This is a genomic window from Salmonella sp. SAL04214, from assembly GCF_046550615.1.
GTDB lineage: Bacteria > Pseudomonadota > Gammaproteobacteria > Enterobacterales > Enterobacteriaceae > Salmonella > Salmonella enterica.
In genome coordinates this window covers 363,472-381,913 of record NZ_JBGDXT010000003.1, presented here as the reverse complement: position 1 = coordinate 381,913, position 18,442 = coordinate 363,472, and the positions used below count along the sequence as shown (strand labels likewise).

General features: G+C 46.6%; 17 protein-coding genes and 2 pseudogenes. 10 read left to right on the top strand and 9 right to left on the bottom strand.

Annotated elements, in window-relative coordinates; all coding sequences use genetic code 11:
- Window positions 1–30 precede the first annotated feature (30 nt).
- Both ACLJQD_RS07590 and ACLJQD_RS07585 read left to right on the top strand, forming a co-directional pair.
- Entirely contained in the window at window positions 31–519 is a 489-nt protein-coding gene (locus ACLJQD_RS07590) for a MarR family winged helix-turn-helix transcriptional regulator (RefSeq protein WP_017441356.1), read from the top strand.
- A gap of 192 nt (window positions 520–711) precedes the next feature.
- Window positions 712–1,785 (top strand): S-adenosylmethionine:tRNA ribosyltransferase-isomerase, encoded by a 1,074-nt coding sequence (locus ACLJQD_RS07585; protein ID WP_017441355.1) that lies wholly within the window; start codon window positions 712–714, stop codon window positions 1,783–1,785.
- A gap of 57 nt (window positions 1,786–1,842) precedes the next feature.
- On the opposite strand, the gene ACLJQD_RS07580 is transcribed toward ACLJQD_RS07585, so the two are convergent.
- From ACLJQD_RS07580 to ACLJQD_RS07560, 5 genes are all read right to left on the bottom strand, one after another.
- Window positions 1,843–2,232: a RidA family protein gene (locus ACLJQD_RS07580; protein WP_001652798.1), complete on the bottom strand. Its 390-nt coding sequence runs from the start codon at window positions 2,230–2,232 to the stop codon at window positions 1,843–1,845.
- A 170-nt stretch (window positions 2,233–2,402) separates the two neighbouring features.
- Complete coding sequence (locus ACLJQD_RS07575) at window positions 2,403–2,687, bottom strand: type II toxin-antitoxin system RelE family toxin (RefSeq protein ID WP_000221345.1); 285 nt, start codon at window positions 2,685–2,687, stop codon at window positions 2,403–2,405.
- Window positions 2,677–2,925 (bottom strand): type II toxin-antitoxin system Phd/YefM family antitoxin, encoded by a 249-nt coding sequence (locus tag ACLJQD_RS07570; RefSeq protein ID WP_000885424.1) that lies wholly within the window; start codon window positions 2,923–2,925, stop codon window positions 2,677–2,679. Before ACLJQD_RS07570 ends, ACLJQD_RS07575 begins: the two co-directional genes overlap by 11 nt.
- A gap of 412 nt (window positions 2,926–3,337) precedes the next feature.
- Window positions 3,338–3,691 (bottom strand): hypothetical protein, encoded by a 354-nt coding sequence (locus ACLJQD_RS07565; protein ID WP_000418733.1) that lies wholly within the window; start codon window positions 3,689–3,691, stop codon window positions 3,338–3,340.
- A gap of 2 nt (window positions 3,692–3,693) precedes the next feature.
- Window positions 3,694–4,083: a hypothetical protein gene (locus ACLJQD_RS07560; RefSeq protein WP_017441353.1), complete on the bottom strand. Its 390-nt coding sequence runs from the start codon at window positions 4,081–4,083 to the stop codon at window positions 3,694–3,696.
- 355 nt (window positions 4,084–4,438) lie between these two features.
- Between ACLJQD_RS07560 and ACLJQD_RS07555 the strand changes: the two are divergent.
- The 3 genes and pseudogenes from ACLJQD_RS07555 to ACLJQD_RS07545 all read left to right on the top strand — a co-directional run.
- Window positions 4,439–4,543 (top strand): annotated as a pseudogene (locus ACLJQD_RS07555) (IS110 family transposase); the annotation flags it as partial.
- Between the two features lie 543 nt (window positions 4,544–5,086).
- A complete protein-coding gene (locus ACLJQD_RS07550) occupies window positions 5,087–5,419 on the top strand; it encodes a DUF1493 family protein (RefSeq protein ID WP_017441352.1) in 333 nt (110 codons plus the stop codon).
- 272 nt (window positions 5,420–5,691) lie between these two features.
- Complete coding sequence (locus ACLJQD_RS07545) at window positions 5,692–6,600, top strand: hypothetical protein (protein ID WP_077906523.1); 909 nt, start codon at window positions 5,692–5,694, stop codon at window positions 6,598–6,600.
- A gap of 1 nt (window position 6,601) precedes the next feature.
- On the opposite strand, the pseudogene ACLJQD_RS07540 reads toward ACLJQD_RS07545, so the two are convergent.
- Window positions 6,602–7,382: pseudogene (locus tag ACLJQD_RS07540) on the bottom strand (hypothetical protein); the annotation flags it as partial.
- A gap of 367 nt (window positions 7,383–7,749) precedes the next feature.
- Entirely contained in the window at window positions 7,750–7,938 is a 189-nt protein-coding gene (locus tag ACLJQD_RS07535) for a DUF29 family protein (RefSeq protein WP_017441350.1), read from the bottom strand.
- 401 nt (window positions 7,939–8,339) lie between these two features.
- Here ACLJQD_RS07535 and ACLJQD_RS07530 point away from each other — a divergent pair, with 401 nt between their 5' ends.
- Complete coding sequence (locus tag ACLJQD_RS07530; protein WP_001176641.1) at window positions 8,340–9,248, top strand: LysR family transcriptional regulator; 909 nt, start codon at window positions 8,340–8,342, stop codon at window positions 9,246–9,248.
- A 173-nt stretch (window positions 9,249–9,421) separates the two neighbouring features.
- Complete coding sequence (locus tag ACLJQD_RS07525; RefSeq protein WP_017441349.1) at window positions 9,422–10,402, top strand: NAD(P)H-dependent flavin oxidoreductase; 981 nt, start codon at window positions 9,422–9,424, stop codon at window positions 10,400–10,402.
- A gap of 265 nt (window positions 10,403–10,667) precedes the next feature.
- Here ACLJQD_RS07525 and ACLJQD_RS07520 read toward each other — a convergent pair whose 3' ends face one another.
- Entirely contained in the window at window positions 10,668–12,134 is a 1,467-nt protein-coding gene (locus ACLJQD_RS07520) for a hypothetical protein (protein ID WP_017441348.1), read from the bottom strand.
- 257 nt (window positions 12,135–12,391) lie between these two features.
- Between ACLJQD_RS07520 and ACLJQD_RS07515 the strand changes: the two genes are divergently transcribed.
- The 3 genes from ACLJQD_RS07515 to ACLJQD_RS07505 all read left to right on the top strand — a co-directional run bounded on the left by ACLJQD_RS07515 (window position 12,392) and on the right by ACLJQD_RS07505 (window position 16,209).
- On the top strand, window positions 12,392–13,399 hold the full coding sequence (locus ACLJQD_RS07515) for a LacI family DNA-binding transcriptional regulator (protein WP_000201071.1): 1,008 nt from the start codon (window positions 12,392–12,394) through the stop codon (window positions 13,397–13,399).
- A 143-nt stretch (window positions 13,400–13,542) separates the two neighbouring features.
- On the top strand, window positions 13,543–14,994 hold the full coding sequence (gene nhaC / locus ACLJQD_RS07510; protein WP_017441347.1) for a Na+/H+ antiporter NhaC: 1,452 nt from the start codon (window positions 13,543–13,545) through the stop codon (window positions 14,992–14,994).
- 12 nt (window positions 14,995–15,006) lie between these two features.
- Window positions 15,007–16,209 (top strand): MalY/PatB family protein, encoded by a 1,203-nt coding sequence (locus ACLJQD_RS07505; RefSeq protein ID WP_017441346.1) that lies wholly within the window; start codon window positions 15,007–15,009, stop codon window positions 16,207–16,209.
- 112 nt (window positions 16,210–16,321) lie between these two features.
- On the opposite strand, the gene glgX is transcribed toward ACLJQD_RS07505, so the two are convergent.
- Window positions 16,322–18,397: a glycogen debranching protein GlgX gene (glgX, locus tag ACLJQD_RS07500; protein ID WP_017441345.1), complete on the bottom strand. Its 2,076-nt coding sequence runs from the start codon at window positions 18,395–18,397 to the stop codon at window positions 16,322–16,324.
- Between the last annotated feature and the right edge of the window lie 45 nt (window positions 18,398–18,442).

Here is an 18,442-nt window from a genome sequence, read left to right as displayed (position 1 = left end):
GTGTATTATGCACATAAGAGGAGACATGCTATGTCAGAAAATAAAAATGTGCAAGATACACGTATTTCCGAGCAAATGAAGGCGCTTCACGGTGCGTTGATTCGCGTGGTAAGCGCGCTTAACCGGCCTCGTAATGATGAGAAATTAATTGCAGAAGCGGGGATTCAACTCGATCGTGCGCTATTTTCGATCCTTATTAGTATCGAACGTTTAGGGCCGATTGGCGTTGTTGAGTTAGCCGAACGTGCCGGTCGTGATTATACGACGGTAAGCCGACAGGTCGCCAAACTGGAGAAGCTGGGATTGATAATACGGCAACATAATGCCATCGATCGTCGTATACGCGAGGCCGTTATTTCCCGGACAGGAAAGGCGATGACGGAGCGTATAGACGCTGCGCGAGAGCAAATGGGCAAAGTTGTTTTTAAAGACTGGCCTCAGGATGAACTTGATGTCTTTGTTCGGTTAATGCAAAAGTTTGCCGATGCAATGGATAGCGATGCTTCAATGCCGGAATAAGCAAAAGAAAAGGGCGGTCAAATCCGATCGTCCAGGTTAATATCGGTATCTGACATTGATTAAATAGCCAGCAAAGTAAATATAATAACAACATTTATTGAGTTAATTTTCACCCTTTGAAAGGCCAACGTATACTGCAGAATACGGCTATATAACAATCGCCGTATCAATGGTTTTTCAAAGGGTAAATATATGCTTACCGAAAAATATGATTTTCGCATTACCGATCAGATGACTATCCCACTCAGACCTCATTGGATAGCCAATGATTCATACAGGGAAAAGTGTAAAATGCTTGTCCTCAACCGGAGTAAAGGGGAAATTCATAAGGTAGACTTTAGTAAATTAACAGATTATATCAAAGAAGGTGATGTAATCTGTTTTAACGACAGTACTATAATAAACCATATGTTTATCTGTAAAACAAGACAGAATAAGTTAATTAAAATTGTTTTAGAGGGATTTTTACCAAATAATAGAGTAATTATTTCCGGACTTTTAAAAGAAAGGCTTAACGCGAATGATGTTTTCTATTTGGTTGATAACCCTGAAATTTCCATTAAGATAGAGCAAAAGTTTAGCGAAGAGAGCCAGTACCGGGCCGTCGTGGAAAATCATGAGGCCTTAATTTGCTATTTAGCCAGTCATGGTGAGCGTCTTGATGAGTATGTGGATTCCAGCCTATTTTATAAATATCCAGATGCTTACCGTTCCGTTTTTTCTAAAAAGTATGGTTCTTTGGAAATACCTTCTGCCGGCATTCATTTTACCTGGGATCTTATCCAAAGAATCAAAGATAAAGGTGGGTTAATATCTTTTATTACTTTACATGTTGCATCAACAGAAATGTTGTCCAACAGAAAAATACAAACAAAATGTGTAGAGGAAGTGACTATCAACGAAGAATACTACGAGGTTCCGCAAGCAACAGCGGATATCATTAATACTGCGAAGCAAAATGGCGGACGTATTTTTGCCGTAGGAACTACCGTTACACGATGCCTGGAATCTGCGTATTCGAGGGAATACAATTGCCTCAAAGCAAGTTCTGGCTGGACTGCGCTTTATATACATCCAGGCTATCAACTGAAAGTGGTTGACTGCCTGCTAACGAACTTACATCAGCCAAAAACGACGCATATGGTGTTAACCGGTCAGTTTGCTGGGGTTGATCTACTCATGAAGGCCTATGCCTCAGAAGATATCCAGTCATGTCAGTTCGATATGTTTGGTGATTGCATGTTAATCATACAGGATGAAGGGTAGGGATGAATAAAATAAAACCGGTACATATAATGCTACCGGTTTTACCGAGAATAAGCATCAGGGGATTCGGGCAATAACCTTTATTTCGAAATCAAAGCCGGCCAGCCAGGTAACGCCAACAGCGGTCCAGTTAGGATAAGGGGGATGGGCAAATATCTCCTGTTTCACCGCCATCACGTCGTTAAGTTGTTGCTCTGGATCGGTATGGAAGGTGGTGACATCCACTATGTCATCGAATGTGCATCCTGCTGCAGTCAGTGTTGCTTTCAGGTTTTCAAAAGCAAGTCTCACTTGTTTTTGAAAATCAGACTCCGGCGTGCCGTCTGTGTGACTGCCTACCTGGCCTGAAACAAACAGTAAATCACCAGAACGGATGGCTGCGGAATACCCATGTTCCTCATACAGAGAATGGCGGTCGGCAGGAAAAACCGCGATACGTTGCGTCATAATGTTATCCTCAGATAGCGTAAACACTCCGGGCGGGAATAAAATGAATGTCACATACACAACGTAGGCCATAGTTTCATATACGTGGCATATGTCAAGGTGCCGTCACATAAAAGAACTGGGCCTGTTTGTCGTATCGCTTGACGGGAAAGAGAGCATTTTCTGAGTGATTAGCTTCTGTGTCGTGTCACTTTGTAGACGGCATCATTTTCACGCTTTCCAACACCAATGACAGTTACCGTGATAATTTCATCTTCGACGCTGTACACCAGTCTGTATCCTGCACCACGCAGCTTAATTTTGTACTGATCCTTTCTTCCATGTAATTGAGAAGCCGGAACCCGAGGGTTTTCAAGCCGTTCCCGTAACTTTTTTTTAAACTGTTCCTGTATAGTATGACCCAGTTTTTTCCACTCTTTTAGTGCAGATTCGTTAAATGCCAGCTTATAAGTCATCAATGTTGACCTCAATGACGCGTTCATTCGCACGCTCATCGATAATACGACCGAGTTCTTCATCCTCAAGAATATCCATAAGATGAGCATAAAGTGCCGGAGGCACACAGTAGAAAGCCGGTTCATTACGGTTAAGAATGGCAACTGGAGCGCCATCTCCGGCATTGAAAGTTCCCATTGGATCACGTTTCAGTTCTGTAATGCTTGCTGCAGTAGTCGTTAAAATTTGAAATGCCATAATTTACCTCCTGGTTGATGACTAAATATAGCACCTTTAATAGTACTAATAAAAGCATCCTTCACGAAGGGGATTCAGCTCCAGCCCGGTCAGTGATGCGGGCAGCTGACGGTTTTTTCAAGGCTAATTTCAGATGTCCAGAACCTCGCTTAGAGCGTCCACATTATGTGAGTAAGATCACACTCGGAAGTGACGGACAGAGATACCCAGGCGCAGCGCGGCCATCTGGGTGCTCAGGACACTGGTCGACAAACCTGGACAAAAATGGCTACAAATAGGCATTAGCATTGGGCCTCTACAATTTAAATGCGCATAATGTACGGCTGTTGAAAAGGCCGCTGCGAAAATCGGATCCCGCAACGGCCTTTTTAGCATAACGTCATTGGGCGAACCAATTGCTATTTTCCAATACCTAATCACCCCTGGAATGATAATAATAAAGATATGCCAATCCAACTGGAGCGATAAATATTGAAAATATCCAACATAAGCACATTGTGATGACCTTAGCCATTAACATCACTATCGCATTGATGAAGAAGACATTTTCACCCATTATGAACGAAACAACCTGCTCATATACGAATCTTGCATATGGATAAAGTAACGCATTGATAACAAAGAATATTACATTACCCACCTTCATCCCAGAAGGATTCTGCATAGAGATGTAAATAAAGAATGTTGAAATTATCGCGCCAAAAATGAAATGGCGAATATAATAACTTGCTTTTAAACCCCCTAAAGTTTTTCGGAATAACTCCATATTTAATAAGCTCCCTTTTCCTTTGCGAGGATTAAAACACCTTCGGTATAAGAGTAACCATATCCGTAACCATATCCACCTCTGCCGGTTCCATTGTTGATAGACCCTGAGTCATATTTAAATCCCCAGTTTCCGGACGTTATTGGCGTTATGCTAATAACTTCAAATCCGTCTTGGTTGAGCTTATCTACTGTGCGTGTAATATCTTCATTCAATCTTTCACCATCAACCTGGCAATCTGACCATCCTTCCTGTACTACCTCTTTTTTGCGGATTTTTTCCTCAATATCAATAAATCCAAGAAATCGTTTTGTATTTCCGGTGGGAACTTTGACCGTTACCTCTTTGTAGATAGGTTGGAAGTAGCTTGGTACATACACGGTTTTGTTCATAATTTACCCTTTCCTTGTGTTTAAAAATCACCCAACCAAGAACATTCAGTGTTGGTAATACTGCACGTTTGTCTCATTCCTGAGGCTGTTAATTTTTTTACACCTCTCCAGACATCGCTTTTTTCATAAATCTTTTGTACTAGTGGTGTATGATTCTCGTGTATCAGGTGCAGATTTACCAATAGCAGCAGGATGATATAGTGAAGTGGCGAATATAATAACTTGTTTTTAAACTCCCTAAGGTTTTTCGGAAAAACTCCATGTTTAATAATTATCTACTGCGCGTGTAATATCTTCATTCAATCTTTCGCCATCAACCTGGCAATCTGACCATTCATCCTCAATATCAATAAATCCAGGAAATCATTTCGTTGCCATCAAAACAGTTGAGCAGCAGGATATGAAGGCTCTTCGAAGCACTCGTCAGTTGATGGTGGAGCAGCGGACTGCACTGGCAAACTTCAGAGGAGTGCGGGGAGTGGGAGGGGGCTAACATTTAAGGCTGGTTCTGAACTCTTCAGGATTCACTGGCCCAGGATTAATGGTTCTCAATTACTTCTGAAACACCTTTGGCGTACAGAGACAAAATCTGGCTGTCCATCTGCGTAAATTGCATCGTCCTGACCAGGATCGGTATCAAAGTAGTCATACGTATGACGAAGACATGTTAAAAGATCCTTTTTTGCCTTTTTTGGTCCTGCCGTAAAAAGAGAGAAGAAGGGATAGGTAACACATATCCATATGTCCTGCATCTGCTACATATATAATCTGCATATACTGACCCTATGCGGAAACGTATTGGCTGCAGAAAATAGCCGGCATCGGCACGGTGTCGGAAACACATCCGGAAGGGGTAACTATGCGAACCTCATCATACCAAAGGCTGATTCAGCCTCACCAAAGCGGAGGTGCATCAGGTGACCGATAGCATCATCAATAAAAACAAGCAGGCAGCATTTCGGCGCTCGTCCTTCAAACGCATTGCCAGAGGAAGCGATAAAATATGGTAAGTGATATTCTTGAACAGCGGATTTATGAACTGGTAAGAAGCCATGATGGAATTTACCTTTTTAAGAAAAAAGAACTGACACCGTCAACAGATTTGGATTCAGATCTACGGTTGGAAGATGATGAAGCACTGGCATTGATGGATGATTTTTTTACGACATTCAATGTAGATAAAGGGAATTTCTCGATCACAACATACTATCCGCCAGAACCACCGCTAAAGCATTTGCTTAATCCGTTTCGCAAAAACGATATTCCTCAGATGCCGGATTTCACGATAGGTATGCTCATTTCGTCTGCCAGGTCTGGTCGCTGGTTGTATGACTGATTCACGCTTGGGGGCTGCTTTCCGTCCTCCGTCATTATTGTCAAGGCTAAGTAGAAATGTCCGCCTGCCAGCAAAGTTCAAATGTCCTCTAACAATCTTGGGCACAGAATCACACAGGCGGCAGTAGCTTGACGCTTACGTTCTGCTGGGGAAAAAAGTTATATTGTTAATATGCCCTAACAAGTTATAGAGCCTTACGCTCTATAAAAATATATATTGAACGCTAAAGTAATGGACTATTAGGTGACGCCATGCCCACTTATAAACAAGTTGTGAACCATGTTAAGAAACATGTACTGTGGAAAGAGGAGTATTTTGAGCGCTACTATCAGCTCAATGACAAATTGGTTCAGAAGCGTTTGGATGAAATTTATCAAGCTGAAGATGATTTAGGGGTGCTTATCGGAACTCAATTGTTTTGTCACTTTCAGGCTAATGGCACGCTCTATTTTGATGGTTGCTATAAAACAGGGAAAGCAGATAACTCGTTGCTTTGTACCAATCTTGCTCTATGGAGTATCGAGCTAGCCTGCGATCATTTTGATATTCGGGAAGAACGGGGATATACCACGAAGTTTAGCCAGCAGGGAGAGAGTTGGTTAACACTATTCGCCTGCAATCAATTCTCTTTAGTTCCTTACTGCTATCCGGCCATTCAGCGCGGGTTTCAAAGCGGCGTATTGAAAGAAATTGTTCCGTTTTATCGTGAACAGAAATTGGGTATCCTGGCGATGGAGATAATGGCGCGTGAACGGGGGGATACAATCAACTGGGAAGCAATGCAAGTGCGTGTTGATCCTGTCTATCTGGACTTTTGCCAAAACATTTTATTGTCATCAGATGATGAACTAGTCCGCACCGGATTGATTACGCTATGCGATAAGCATCTTGAGTGGACTGATTTTCATAATAGCGATAAGCGTTGTTGCTTGACTGGCTATGAAATTCAGCGTCAGGATCTATTACTCTGGCCATTTGAATATCAGGCGGTAAAAAACTGGCGAGCACGTCAAGGGTTAAGTACACCAATGATTGAACATCCATTGATGAATAGTCCGATGACGACAGCGAATTGTCCTGACTTTTCGCAGTGGCAGCGTCCAGAGTGGTTCAATCCGTTAGTTGATTTTTTGGCGCAGCGCAGGCCTGAGCTGGCATTTTTACGACATCTCTTTATTTAAGTGAGCGATTATTGTTCCGTTTTCTCTGGACCTGGCGCGCAACTTCAAGCACATGACCCAGTCTTTTATTATCAATAATTGCGACGGGGTCCACCTCCGATAACAGGTCGAAGGTGGAATAGGGGAGCAGAACGTCATTCAGCCGCAGCTCCTTATGCTCGTCAGTATAATGCCAGACTTCGATATATTTACCGATGGCCCGGCGACTGTGCTCGCTGTCCTCAATCTGTGGATTCAGATTTCACAAACAGCAGGTGCATCAGGCGACTGGTGGCATCGTCAACATAGACAAGAGCAGTACAGGGTCGACCCCGGTTTTCAAACCAGTGATGGTCACAGCCATCAATTTGTATCAGTTAGCCAGTACAAGACCGCCGGTAACGAGGCTGATGAATTTTCGGCGCACGTTGTCTGCGAGGGATCCAGATTCCGGCTTTTATCATGAGGCGTCGGATAGTTTCCTTGCCAAGAACCAGACCGTGAACTTCCTCCAGATTTTCCCGCGCCAGCGTGGGGTCAAAATCACGGTAGTGCTCCCGGATTATACGGAGTGCCTGATCTATCAGTGAAGTTGGCAACAGACGGTTACCAGCGCGGCCACGACTATGGTTGCTCATGCCAAGTGGTCCGAGTTGACGATAACGTTTCAGCAGCCGGTTGCAATGGCGTGGCGTAATGCCGGGCATCTCAGCAGCCTGACCGGGACGTAAATTGTGGTCGATGACATCCTGCAGGATTTTGAGGCGGTTGATTTCTTTCACTGGTGAACATCCCGGCGTCATGTATAGCCATAGAAAACGTCTCATCAGGAAAATGCGAGTCGTTGTTTAGACATACAGATCTGAGAACTATAGCCTGGACATTCCTATAAATGAGCCACAAATAGACATTAGCATTGAGCTTCTACAAGATTAGTGCGCATAATGTATATTATGTTAAATGCACCAGAACATTTAAAAGACATATTAAGGCGGCTGGATTCGTGCATGTCAAAAAACTTCTGGCCCATAAGTTTGATCCCTTCCCTGCCGTGACGCTGCGCGAATTCTGTTGATTTGCACCCGCTATCCTGCACACGATTTCACGCAGCACACGCCGCGCAGGCATAAAAAAACCGGCCATTGTGACTGATTCGTCACTGTCAGTGTGTCAGTCCGGGATGAAATCGTCGCGCAGCGCATCAGCGAGCGCCCACGGCATTTCAGACGGAAAACTCTTTTCACGCGCTGCAGATAACATGGCATCGCCGTAGGACTCAACAGCCATTTCCGACAGTTCCCGTTTTAATGACGAGCTTTTTTCCAGACGACGGGCAATTTTCCTGCGCTGCGCTGACATGGACTAAAAAATCAATGGGAACCTCATTTCACGAGGTTTGATTATTCACTGTCTGCCAATGTCTTGCATTCACACTCGCCACCTACACTGGCGGCGGTCAAACATAATCGGCTCGTATTTTAGCGTCGCGCCTGGCATGACCTGCACATGCGTAACCGTATCGCCTGGCCTGTTTGTTTTTGTAGACGACGCCGCCGAACATCCAAAAAGGTTGCGAAGAATTGGTAGCGATTTTACAAATGACATGTCTTACCTCAACCACCCGGTAAAAGTCATGTATCGATAGCAGTATGTTACTCCAGATAAAACAATCAGCTCAGAAAGGGATATGTTCCAGCAGACAGGAATGTTATAAGGAGCTTCCCCCTTCGACACAAATAATGGTTGAGGACTGAGAACAGATGCAGCTGAATATGCTGGAAGCCATGAATATTTATGTCAATGTGGTAGAGCAAGGGAGCTTTATCCGCGCGGCGGAAGTGCTTGAGCTGCACCGCCCTGCTGTTACCCGCGCCGTTCAGAATCTGGAACATGATCTGGGCGTTAAGCTCCTGCATCGCACAACACGACAGGTCAGTATGACGGATGAAGGGGAAGAGTTTTACCAGCGTTGCCTGTCGCTCTTAAGCGAGCTGGACGACGTCCGGCGATTATTTTCCAGCACGCAACCGCCGAAAGGCCGCCTGCGCCTTGACGTCCCTATTACGCTCGCCCGGGCAGTCATCATTCCGGCTCTTGGAGATTTTCAGAACCGATACCCGGATATTGAGATTGTACTTGGCACGTCCGATCGCAAGATTGATTTGATTGCCGAGCGTGTGGACTGCGTCATACGACTTGGTGAGCTTAATGACTCCAGTTTTGTTGCCAGACGTCTGGGTACGGCAGCCATGGTGACTTGTGCTGCGCCATCTTATCTTGCGAAGCATGGCACGCCGCACTCTATCGATGAGCTGATGAAGTCCCACCGGGCTGTAAATTTTTTCAGTAATCACAGCCTGCAGATAATGGAGTGGAAATTCACGGTTGATGGCAGTATCGCGTCAATAAAAATTCCCTCCAGCATCCTGGTAGACAATTCAGAAGCGTTTCTTTCATGCGGGCTGGCGGGGTTGGGTGTTCTACACGGATTGCGTCCGTCTCTTGCACCCTTTATTGCCAGTGGAGAGCTGACAGAGATCCTCACTGATTTCCCGCCCCCGCCAAAACCGGTTTCACTGCTTTACCCGGATCGTCGGTATCTGGCACCTAAAGTCCGCGTATTCATCGACTGGCTGTGCGAGGTTTTTGGTCCGGATGCACATCTCTGATAACGCTCTTTCGTGCATATCCGACCTGACTATTGTTACTTTATCAGTAATTCTGTTTTAAAGATTGGATGGTTTTTCGTAACAATAAAGAGGCTTAAGATCTTCTTCAGATTAATTAACTACCACAGCTGCCTAAAAGGCTGGCTGAAAATTTGTTCGAAGGAGATCACGTCATGAAGTACAACCGTATCTGCCAGATCCTGGGTATCGAAAAACCTGTTATACAAGGCCCACTGTCCTGGCTTACCGATGCAAGACTGGTTGCAGCCGTAAGCAACGCCGGTGGTTTGGGTGTGCTTGGCCCAAATGCGGGCTTAACAGCGGAAACTGCTGTATCAACGCCTGAAGAAACAGCAGAAAAAATGCGTGAAGAAATTCGTAAAACCAAAAAACTTACCGAAAAACCATTCGGGGTGAACCTTATTCCAACCCCTGAAAACGACATCTGGACTCCGCCTATCCTACAGGTAATAAAGGAAGAGGGAGTAAAAGCTGTTGTTTATACCGGTTACGGAGAAGGAGCTATTATCACTTCGCTGTTTAATGAACTAAAAGAGTCGGGTATTGCAATTATTTACCGCGATATTAATCCGACACCTGAAAATACACGTTTAGCGGAAAAAGCCGGCGCCGACATTATTGTTGCAACAGGTTTTGATGAAGGTGGCACATTGCCTGGCACCGCGCTTGGCACCTTTTCTATCGTGCCGCTGATTGCGGACTCGGTGCAAAGTGTTCCCGTCATGGCTGCAGGCGGGATTGCCGATAGCCGTACCGCCCGTGCTGCCCATGCGCTGGGAGCAGAGGGTGTCTTTGCTGGTTCGGTGTTTATTGGGACAGAAGAAAGCCGTGTGCCGCAGTCAGTAAAGGATAAAATCATTAATGCTAACGGCCTGGATTTGCTGCTTTTCCGTACCCTGCCAGATTACTACCGCTCACTTCCTGGCAAGCTGGCTGACAAGCTCGTGTCGATGGATAAAGCTGGTGCAAGCAATGAAGAACTGGCCCAGACGATGGGAGGTTTACGCGGGTTGCGTATCGGCATGCTGGAAGGTAATACAGATGAAGGATACATTGCGCTGGGCACGGGCATCGGAAATATCCGCAGCATCAAGAGCGTAGCTGAGGTCGTGAACGAGCTGGCCATTTGTTAAGGGCAGTACTGACTGCAAAAGCAATCGAACTTTGCGAAACGGCCTGGCGCGCAGCGGCCCTCTGACACAAGATGTGGTAGTGTTTTCAGACATTGAAACGCCATAGGATGTATTCCTCCCCTACCCTGTGACTACCGGCTCACCACCGGACAAGCCGCTGTGCTTATCAGCAAAGCCGAAATGATTGTTTGAGTAACTTTACGACAATTGCTTCAAAAACTATCAAATGCCAGACTTCCGCTACCAGACGGTATACACAGTATTACTATTTCTTTTTATATGCCCCATACAAAAGCGATACGGGTGTTTTTTCTAATATCTGGATTTCATTTTTATGTGCTTTATGTTCACTAAAAATATCTGCCAGACTTTTACCTCCAAAGGCCAGGCCAATTCCCGTTGCTGCTGCTGAAAGTAATGTCAATTGCGGCATGGCAAGTGAAGCTATACCTAACGTGGCTGTTCCTGCAAAAATTAATCCAGATGAGATCTTTTTTTTCTTTGAATTCTTAATGGCTGATTCATGCGACTTTCCATACTCTTCGACCACATTGATTAAATGTTTTGAAAAATTATCTGCCGCATCTTGCATTTGATCTGGTGTTTTTCCTTGCAAGTCATGCCTTGAGATTCTTAGTTCATGCCTTAAGGATTCCAGTTGACCTCTTTCTCTAATCTTTTTTAATTCCAGATCGGAAAGCGCAGTAAGGAATTTTACTTCCGCGGCTGAAAGGCCCATTGTAATCGCTTGCTCTTCAGAAGAAAGAGGATTTAATTTACCATAATCCTTGACCAACTGCTCCGTAGTCCATTCATGTAAAAACATATGGTTACTATAAATAACCGGATCAATGCCTAATAGTGTTGCCGATAATTGAGTTGATCGTTGTGCATAAATTGCACCTTCAACCTTACCCAGTAAGGTTGCTATAGCTGACGGCAGATCGTAATCCAGAAGATCTACCTCTCTTGTTGTAAAACTCTTTAAATCTGTATCGTAAACCCAGACCTCTTTTTCGATGTTATTGAAATTATTAAGCAATGTTTTTAATAATTCTTTATTTATTAGGATCTTCTGGAATGTTTCTTCATTTCTCCCAAAGTGCTCAAGAAACGCTAAATAAGTAGCGTAATCCATTTTTCTATCTTTAAAAAAGAGCTGACTTAGAAAAGCGGCAGATTGTTCATGATTGCGTTCTTTATCAAAATCCAGTAATTCAGGAACGATTAGAAAAATTGGATAATCATCATCAATAGTCATAAATGGGATGGCGCGAAATAGATTGGAAACATGTTCAAGTAATACCAACCTGCGCATGCGGACATAACTATTATCTGGTGGCAATGACAAAAATGAATGCAGAGAGCTAAGAGAAGGAAAATGTAATGGATCAACCATTATGATGCTATCAAAATAAATCCCCAGAGATCTAAGGTGATTAGATATGTTATAACCAAAGCGTTGAATCGGAAGTAATAATCGATAACTTTTAGACGCCCGCACTTCTGTTATAAGCGCCGCGGCGTGAGTATCCCAAAATTTATTTAGCAACACCATTAGGTTTGTAAGTTGATTATCTAACTCGGGAGAGCTAATTAGCTCCTTCAGGATGAATCTACGTAATTCTTTCAGTTCTAAATTTCTGAATGCATATTTATATTTTTCAGAAAAAGCGTTTTCCATCAATAAAACATATTCATTCTGTATGCTTTTTGTAATACTACTCATCATCTATCTCCGAACCACCACGCAACGATTTCCCAGTGTAGTGGTTCTTATCATGTGTATATTGTTAGTCATGTTATCGTAGAAAATTCAGTGGTCAATAACTCATTGAGGTAGCTACTAAAATTTGCAGTTACCAGGATTTAGGATGATTTTAAAAATGTTTATAAATTCAGGCTGCGCCGCAGTGATTGCACTGATTTCCACGTAACATGATAATCAATGGCTTTGATACCCTTTAAACGAACAAATATGAGCTTAACATGGCGACAATAAAGGATGTTGCATCTTTGGCCGGTGTATCAACCGCGACTGTATCACGTGTCATTAACCAGACCGCGTGGGTTGAACCCGTCACGCGCGAACGTGTAGAGAAAGCCATGCGCGATCTCAATTATCGCCGGAATGCCGCCGCTATCGCGCTGGCGAAACGTAGCGGCGATATGCTCGGATTGTTAACCGGCAATCTGGCTGATCCTTTTTTTGCCCACCTTGCTCGCGGCGTAGAAGATGTTTCTCGTAAGCAGCAGTATCGCTTGATGGTATGTAGCGGCGGCCACGATGAAGAAATGGAAAAAGCGGGACTGGATTTTCTGGTTAATCAAGGCTGTGAGGCTATTGTTGTACACGCCAGCCGATTACCGGATAAAGAGCTGCTGCGCTACGCAGCCCACTTTCCAGCGCTGGTTGTTGTGAATCGTTATATCGCCGGTATGGCCAACCGGTGTATCTGGCTGGAAAATCGCAGCGCCGCCAGGGAAGCGACCCGATATCTCCTGGCGAACGGGCATCGGCGCATTGCCTGTGTGACATCTGACTTGCCAATTATCGATCGTCAGGAACGCCTTGATGGTTACCGTGAAGCGCTGGAAGAATATGGTATTTCTCCAGACCCTCGCTGGGTGATTAGCGTTCCGTTTAACGAAGAAGGCGGCGAGCGGGCCGCGCATCAACTTATTAATAGCGGGCTTCCCCTTACGGCAGCGGTCACGTTTAACGATGTGATGGCCGCTGGCATTATGCGTATTCTTCATCAACGCGGCGTTCAGCTTCCGCAACAGCTCTCTATTGTCGGCTTTGATGATGTGGTGCTGGCCCGGTATCTTTATCCGGCGTTAACAACAATGCATTATCCGGTCGAACAAATGGCGCGTTGTGCCGCGCAACTGGCGATACAGTTATACCAGGGCATTACGCCGCCGCCCAGCAGCAATCATTTCAATGCCGAACTGGTGATCCGCGATTCTGTCGCGCCCTATTTTTCACGGTGAATGCGTCGTCAACAGTAAAAACCGTGATGGCTGTCAAATTAACCCTTCTCATGTAATCGGTTACATGGACGAAAGTAATGGATCACAGTAGTGGGAAGCGTATCCCCCTACCCTTGAGCTACCTTACTGACCGGAGCTCCATTATGAGTGCATCACAAAACAAGAAGAAAACGCTGTCATTGGGTTTAGCGCTAATCCCAGTCATCTCCATGTTGCTATTGTTGATTATCGGTTACGGCATCATGGGGCTACGTATCGAACCGCTCCTTCTATGCTCTGCGGCGGTAGCGGCAGGCATTGCATGGTGGCAAGGATACTGTTGGGAAGACATCATCAACTCAGTGGTGGATAAACTGGCTAAGGCAATGCCGGTTATCATGATCCTGATCTGCGTGGGCGGTTTGATTGGCACCTGGATGTTTAGTGGCACCATTCCCTACATGGTGTACTGGGGGCTAAAACTCATAAGCCCGGAATATATTTTGATTGCAGCCTTCTTTTTAACCAGCGTGGTCTCCGTCTGTACCGGTACATCGTGGGGATCCGCCGGGACGGTTGGCGTTGCGTTAATGGGGGTTGCCGCCGGGCTGGACGTGTCTCTTGCAGCAGCAGCTGGCGCCGTCGTTTCTGGCGCTTATTTCGGCGACAAAATCTCACCGTTGTCCGACTCGACTAACTTTGCCGCGATTGTCGCAGACACTACTCTGTTTGAGCATATTCAGCATTTACTTTGGACGACCCTGCCAAGTTTCCTGCTTGCCGCCGTGGTTTATCTTATCGCCGGACACAGTAATATGCTGGGCGAGGTGGCCACGCCGCAGCGCGTTACGGACATCATCCACTCGCTGGAGTCGCTATACCATTTTAATATTGTTCTTATTTTGCCGCCGGTGATCGTACTGTGGGGCGCAATTCGCAAAAAGCCTGTCATCCCATTAATGTTAAGCGCCTGCGTACTTGCCTTGTTCCTCGGCGTCATCATGCAGGGACTGAGCATCAAACAGGGACTGGACGCTTTCATTGATGGATTTGATATCGCCATGTTCCCACAAGGCGCAGAAGGTGTCGTGGCCGATGTTCCGCGACTGCTAAACCGGGGCGGAATGTTCTCGATGATGGGAACAATACTGTTAGTTTTCTGCGCTTTTTCATTTGCCGGAGCGCTAACGTTAACCGGCGCGTTAACGATCATCATTAACCGACTGCTGACCATTATTCATAGCGTTGGTCAACTCATTGCCGCCACTATCGGCACCACAATTTTGGTCACAGGAGCGACCAGCGACGGTAAACTGGCATTGTTAGTTCCCGCCGAACTGTTTAAAGATGCCTATCGTCGTATGGGGCTGGATACTAAAAACCTTTCACGGACGATAGAAGATGCCGGTACCGTTATCGAACCTCTCCTGCCGTGGACCTCGGCTGGCGTCTACATGGCAACCACGCTGGGCGTTAGCACGCTTGATCTTCTGCCCTGGGCTATCCAGTGCTATGCGGCGATCTTCTTCGCATTAATTTATGGTTTTAGCGGAGTTGGTATTGCCAGAACTGCCTCCGCTTCAGAAAAGTCGCCGCAAACGTCAGTGACGAAATAATAAGGAAACAAGATGGATTTTAACCAGATTATCAATCGCAACAATACTGGTTCGGTAAAGTGGGATTTTATTGAGCGTCACTTTGGCGACGGCGCAGGGAAACTGCTGCCGATGTGGGTTTCTGATTTCGATTTTGCCTGCCCGCCTGAGGTTCAGGCGGCATTGCATCAGCGAATCGAGCACGGCGTATTTGGCTATAGTGAACGTGATGAGGCCTATTTTAACGCCCTGCTTCACTGGTTTTCGTCACGCCACCAGCTTACGTTAAAACAGGAATGGGTATGCAGCGTGGAAGGCGTCGTACCAGGGTTGGCGCTCTTAGTGCAAATGTTGACGCATCCAGGCGACGGCGTAGTGGTACAGGGACCATACTATGGCTCCTTCGCCAAAATAATCACGCTTAATGGTAGAAAACTGCTGGAGAATCCCCTTAGCGAGTCGCCGGACGACGGCTACCAGATGGATTTTTGCCAACTGGAAAGGCTGTTTCGCCATGAGCGCCCTCCGCTGATGATTTTGTGTAATCCACATAATCCAACCGGGCGTTGCTGGTCGGCCAACGAGCTGGAGCAACTGCTTTTATTATGTGAAGCTTATGATGTCACTCTCATCTCGGATGAAATATGGGCCGATCTATTGCTGCCCGGCGAAACCTTTACCTCGGTACTGCATTTAGGGGAGCGCTGGCATAAACGGGTCATCTCCGCCACTGCGGCCAGCAAAACGTTTGGCTTATCGTCGTTGCGAATTTCTAATTTTCTCATTCCCGATCCTACGCTTCGCCAGCGTTTCCTGTCTCGTCTGGACGCTCATGGGCTGGACGTCTTTAACGCCCTCTCCGTTCAGGCGGCGACTACCGCATGGAATGAAAGCAGACAGTGGCTGGATTCGCTACTGGATTACCTGGCGGAAAACCGCCGCTGGTTTGTTGAACAGGCGACAGAGCACCTTCCCTGGGCAAGAATTGTCCCGGCGCAGGGAACCTATTTATTATGGATGGATTGTAAAAAACTGGGACTGGATGACGAACAGCTAAAATGGGTAATGGCGGATGTCGCGGGTATTGCTCCTTCAATGGGCAGCGGCTTTGGCCCGGCGGGCAGCGGTTTTATCCGTTTAAATCTGGGATGTCCACGTACCTACCTTGAAATGGCAATAGACGGCCTGAAGCGAATATCGGTGAAGACAATCAAAGGAATACCAATAGGCGGATGAATTTTTCGGGCGGTAAACTGACAACGGTGTTATTTCTGCGGCATGATATCGCCTGAGCGCCAGTAAAAAACCGGCCATCAAGGCCGGTTGGGTCCGGAGCGCGGTTTCACTATCAGGGGCGTCTGAATAACACGATGCTGCGCCCGGCCAGATCGAAATCCATTTCTTCGGTAATCCGCATTCCCTGCTGCGCGTTATCGGCAGTCGTCAGTTCAAGTACCCAGCCGCCTTCTCCCCACATCGGAATACGGAACGGTACGCTGCCTTCAAACGGATTGAAAAGCAGTAAGGCGTCATGCCAGATCCCCGCTTCTGGCTGAAGATCGGGTCGACTAATGCATACGCCTATCGTCGATCCCTCATCCCATTGTTCGGATTGCTGCGCCCCTCCGCCGGCGTTAAACCAGCGGATCTCCAGACCGTCGCGCCAGCTCTCCCGGCGCAGCAACGGTTGCATGGCGCGCAGTTGAATCAGATGACGGGTAAACTCTCGTAGCGCATTGGCGGTTTCCGGCAAATTATCCCAGTGGACCCACGATATTTCACTGTCCTGACAGTAGCCATTATTATTGCCCATCTGACTGCGGCCAAACTCATCGCCCGCTAATAACATCGGCGTGCCGTGCGAGAAAAGCAAGGTGGTCAGGAAATTGCGTTTCTGTTGCTCGCGTATCGCATTGATGCCTTCGTCGTCGGTTGGCCCTTCTGCGCCATAGTTACAGGAGCGGTTATCATTATGCCCGTCATTATTATCTTCGCCATTGGCTTCATTATGTTTGTCGTTATAAGACACCAGATCGTTCAGCGTGAAGCCGTCATGGGCAGTAATAAAGTTAACGCTTGACCAGGGGCGACGGCCGCGCAAATCATAGAGATCGCCGGAACCCAGCAGGCGTGCGGCGAAATCATTTGTGACGTTGTCACCTTTCCAGTATTCGCGCACCGTATCTCGGTATTTATCATTCCATTCGCCCCACCCTGGTGGAAAGCCGCCAACCTGATAGCCGCCCGGTCCGATATCCCAGGGTTCGCCAATCAGTTTCAGTTTTGCCAGCACCGGGTCTTGCGTTACCGCATCAAAAAAGCCGCCTCTCTGATCAAAGCCTTCCGGCTCACGACCAAGAATGGTGCCCAAATCAAAACGAAAGCCGTCGACATGCATTGACTCCGCCCAATAGCGAAGGGAATCCATCACCATTTGCAGTACCCGTGGATGAGAGGTATTGACGGTATTACCTGTCCCTGTATCGTTAATGTAATAGCGATGCTGATCGGGCATCGTGCGATAGTAAGAGAAGTTATCGATACCTTTAAATGACAGCGTGGGGCCAAGCTCATTCCCTTCTGCCGTATGGTTATAGACCACGTCCAGTATCACTTCGACGCCGGCATCATGGAAAGCGCGCACCATATTGCGGAATCCCTGAATACCTTTTGGACCATAGTAGCGCGTCGCCGGCGCAAAAAAGCCCAGCGAGTTGTATCCCCAGAAATTTTTCAGCCCTTTATCGAGCAGATGCTGATCGTCCGGGAACCAGTGAACGGGTAAAAGCTCGACGGAGGTAATCCCCAGACTTTTAATGTAATCCACGCTGGCTTTATGCCCCATGCCCTCAAACGTACCGCGTAGAGGCTCAGGGATCGCGGAATTAAGCTGGGTAAAGCCTTTTACATGCGTTTCATAAATAATGGCGTTCGACCACGGTATGGAAGGCCGTTGTCTATCCTCCCAATTCGCCTCAGCCGGATCAATCACCCGGCATTTAGGCGTAAATGGCGCGCTATCCTGGTCATCAAAGGTCAAATCTTTATCGTCATGAAGTAATTGATACGCGAAATGCGCATCGTTCCACTGAATATCGCCCACCAGCTCACGGGCATAAGGGTCAATAAGCAGCTTATTGGGGTTAAAACGATGACCATTTTCCGGGTCATAAGGACCGTAAACGCGGTACCCATACAGCGCGCCGGGCTGCAACTTCGGGACATAGCCGTGCCATATTTCGTCGGTATATTCCGGTAACTCCAGACGAGCGATTTCATGCTCCCCGCTCGGATCGTAAAGACAAAGCTCGACGCGTTCCGCATGGGCGGAAAAAATAGCGAAATTCACGCCTTCGCCGTCATAATTTGCGCCAAGCGTATGGCTGTATCCTGATCTGATTTCAAAAGCCCTGTTTGTTGTCATTCTCTTTCTCCACCCACGGTAAACGTTGTCCTGTCACGGCACATC

Coding starts and splice junctions, on each gene's coding strand:
- ACLJQD_RS07590 (WP_017441356.1), top strand. CDS start 31: ATGTCAGAAAATAAAAATGTGCAAGATACACGTATTTCCGAGCAAATG.
- ACLJQD_RS07585 (WP_017441355.1), top strand. CDS start 712: ATGCTTACCGAAAAATATGATTTTCGCATTACCGATCAGATGACTATC.
- ACLJQD_RS07580 (WP_001652798.1), bottom strand. CDS start 2,232: ATGACGCAACGTATCGCGGTTTTTCCTGCCGACCGCCATTCTCTGTAT.
- ACLJQD_RS07575 (WP_000221345.1), bottom strand. CDS start 2,687: ATGACTTATAAGCTGGCATTTAACGAATCTGCACTAAAAGAGTGGAAA.
- ACLJQD_RS07570 (WP_000885424.1), bottom strand. CDS start 2,925: ATGGCATTTCAAATTTTAACGACTACTGCAGCAAGCATTACAGAACTG.
- ACLJQD_RS07565 (WP_000418733.1), bottom strand. CDS start 3,691: ATGGAGTTATTCCGAAAAACTTTAGGGGGTTTAAAAGCAAGTTATTAT.
- ACLJQD_RS07560 (WP_017441353.1), bottom strand. CDS start 4,083: ATGAACAAAACCGTGTATGTACCAAGCTACTTCCAACCTATCTACAAA.
- ACLJQD_RS07550 (WP_017441352.1), top strand. CDS start 5,087: ATGGTAAGTGATATTCTTGAACAGCGGATTTATGAACTGGTAAGAAGC.
- ACLJQD_RS07535 (WP_017441350.1), bottom strand. CDS start 7,938: ATGTCAGCGCAGCGCAGGAAAATTGCCCGTCGTCTGGAAAAAAGCTCG.
- ACLJQD_RS07530 (WP_001176641.1), top strand. CDS start 8,340: ATGCAGCTGAATATGCTGGAAGCCATGAATATTTATGTCAATGTGGTA.
- ACLJQD_RS07525 (WP_017441349.1), top strand. CDS start 9,422: ATGAAGTACAACCGTATCTGCCAGATCCTGGGTATCGAAAAACCTGTT.
- ACLJQD_RS07520 (WP_017441348.1), bottom strand. CDS start 12,134: ATGATGAGTAGTATTACAAAAAGCATACAGAATGAATATGTTTTATTG.
- ACLJQD_RS07515 (WP_000201071.1), top strand. CDS start 12,392: ATGGCGACAATAAAGGATGTTGCATCTTTGGCCGGTGTATCAACCGCG.
- nhaC (WP_017441347.1), top strand. CDS start 13,543: ATGAGTGCATCACAAAACAAGAAGAAAACGCTGTCATTGGGTTTAGCG.
- ACLJQD_RS07505 (WP_017441346.1), top strand. CDS start 15,007: ATGGATTTTAACCAGATTATCAATCGCAACAATACTGGTTCGGTAAAG.
- glgX (WP_017441345.1), bottom strand. CDS start 18,397: ATGACAACAAACAGGGCTTTTGAAATCAGATCAGGATACAGCCATACG.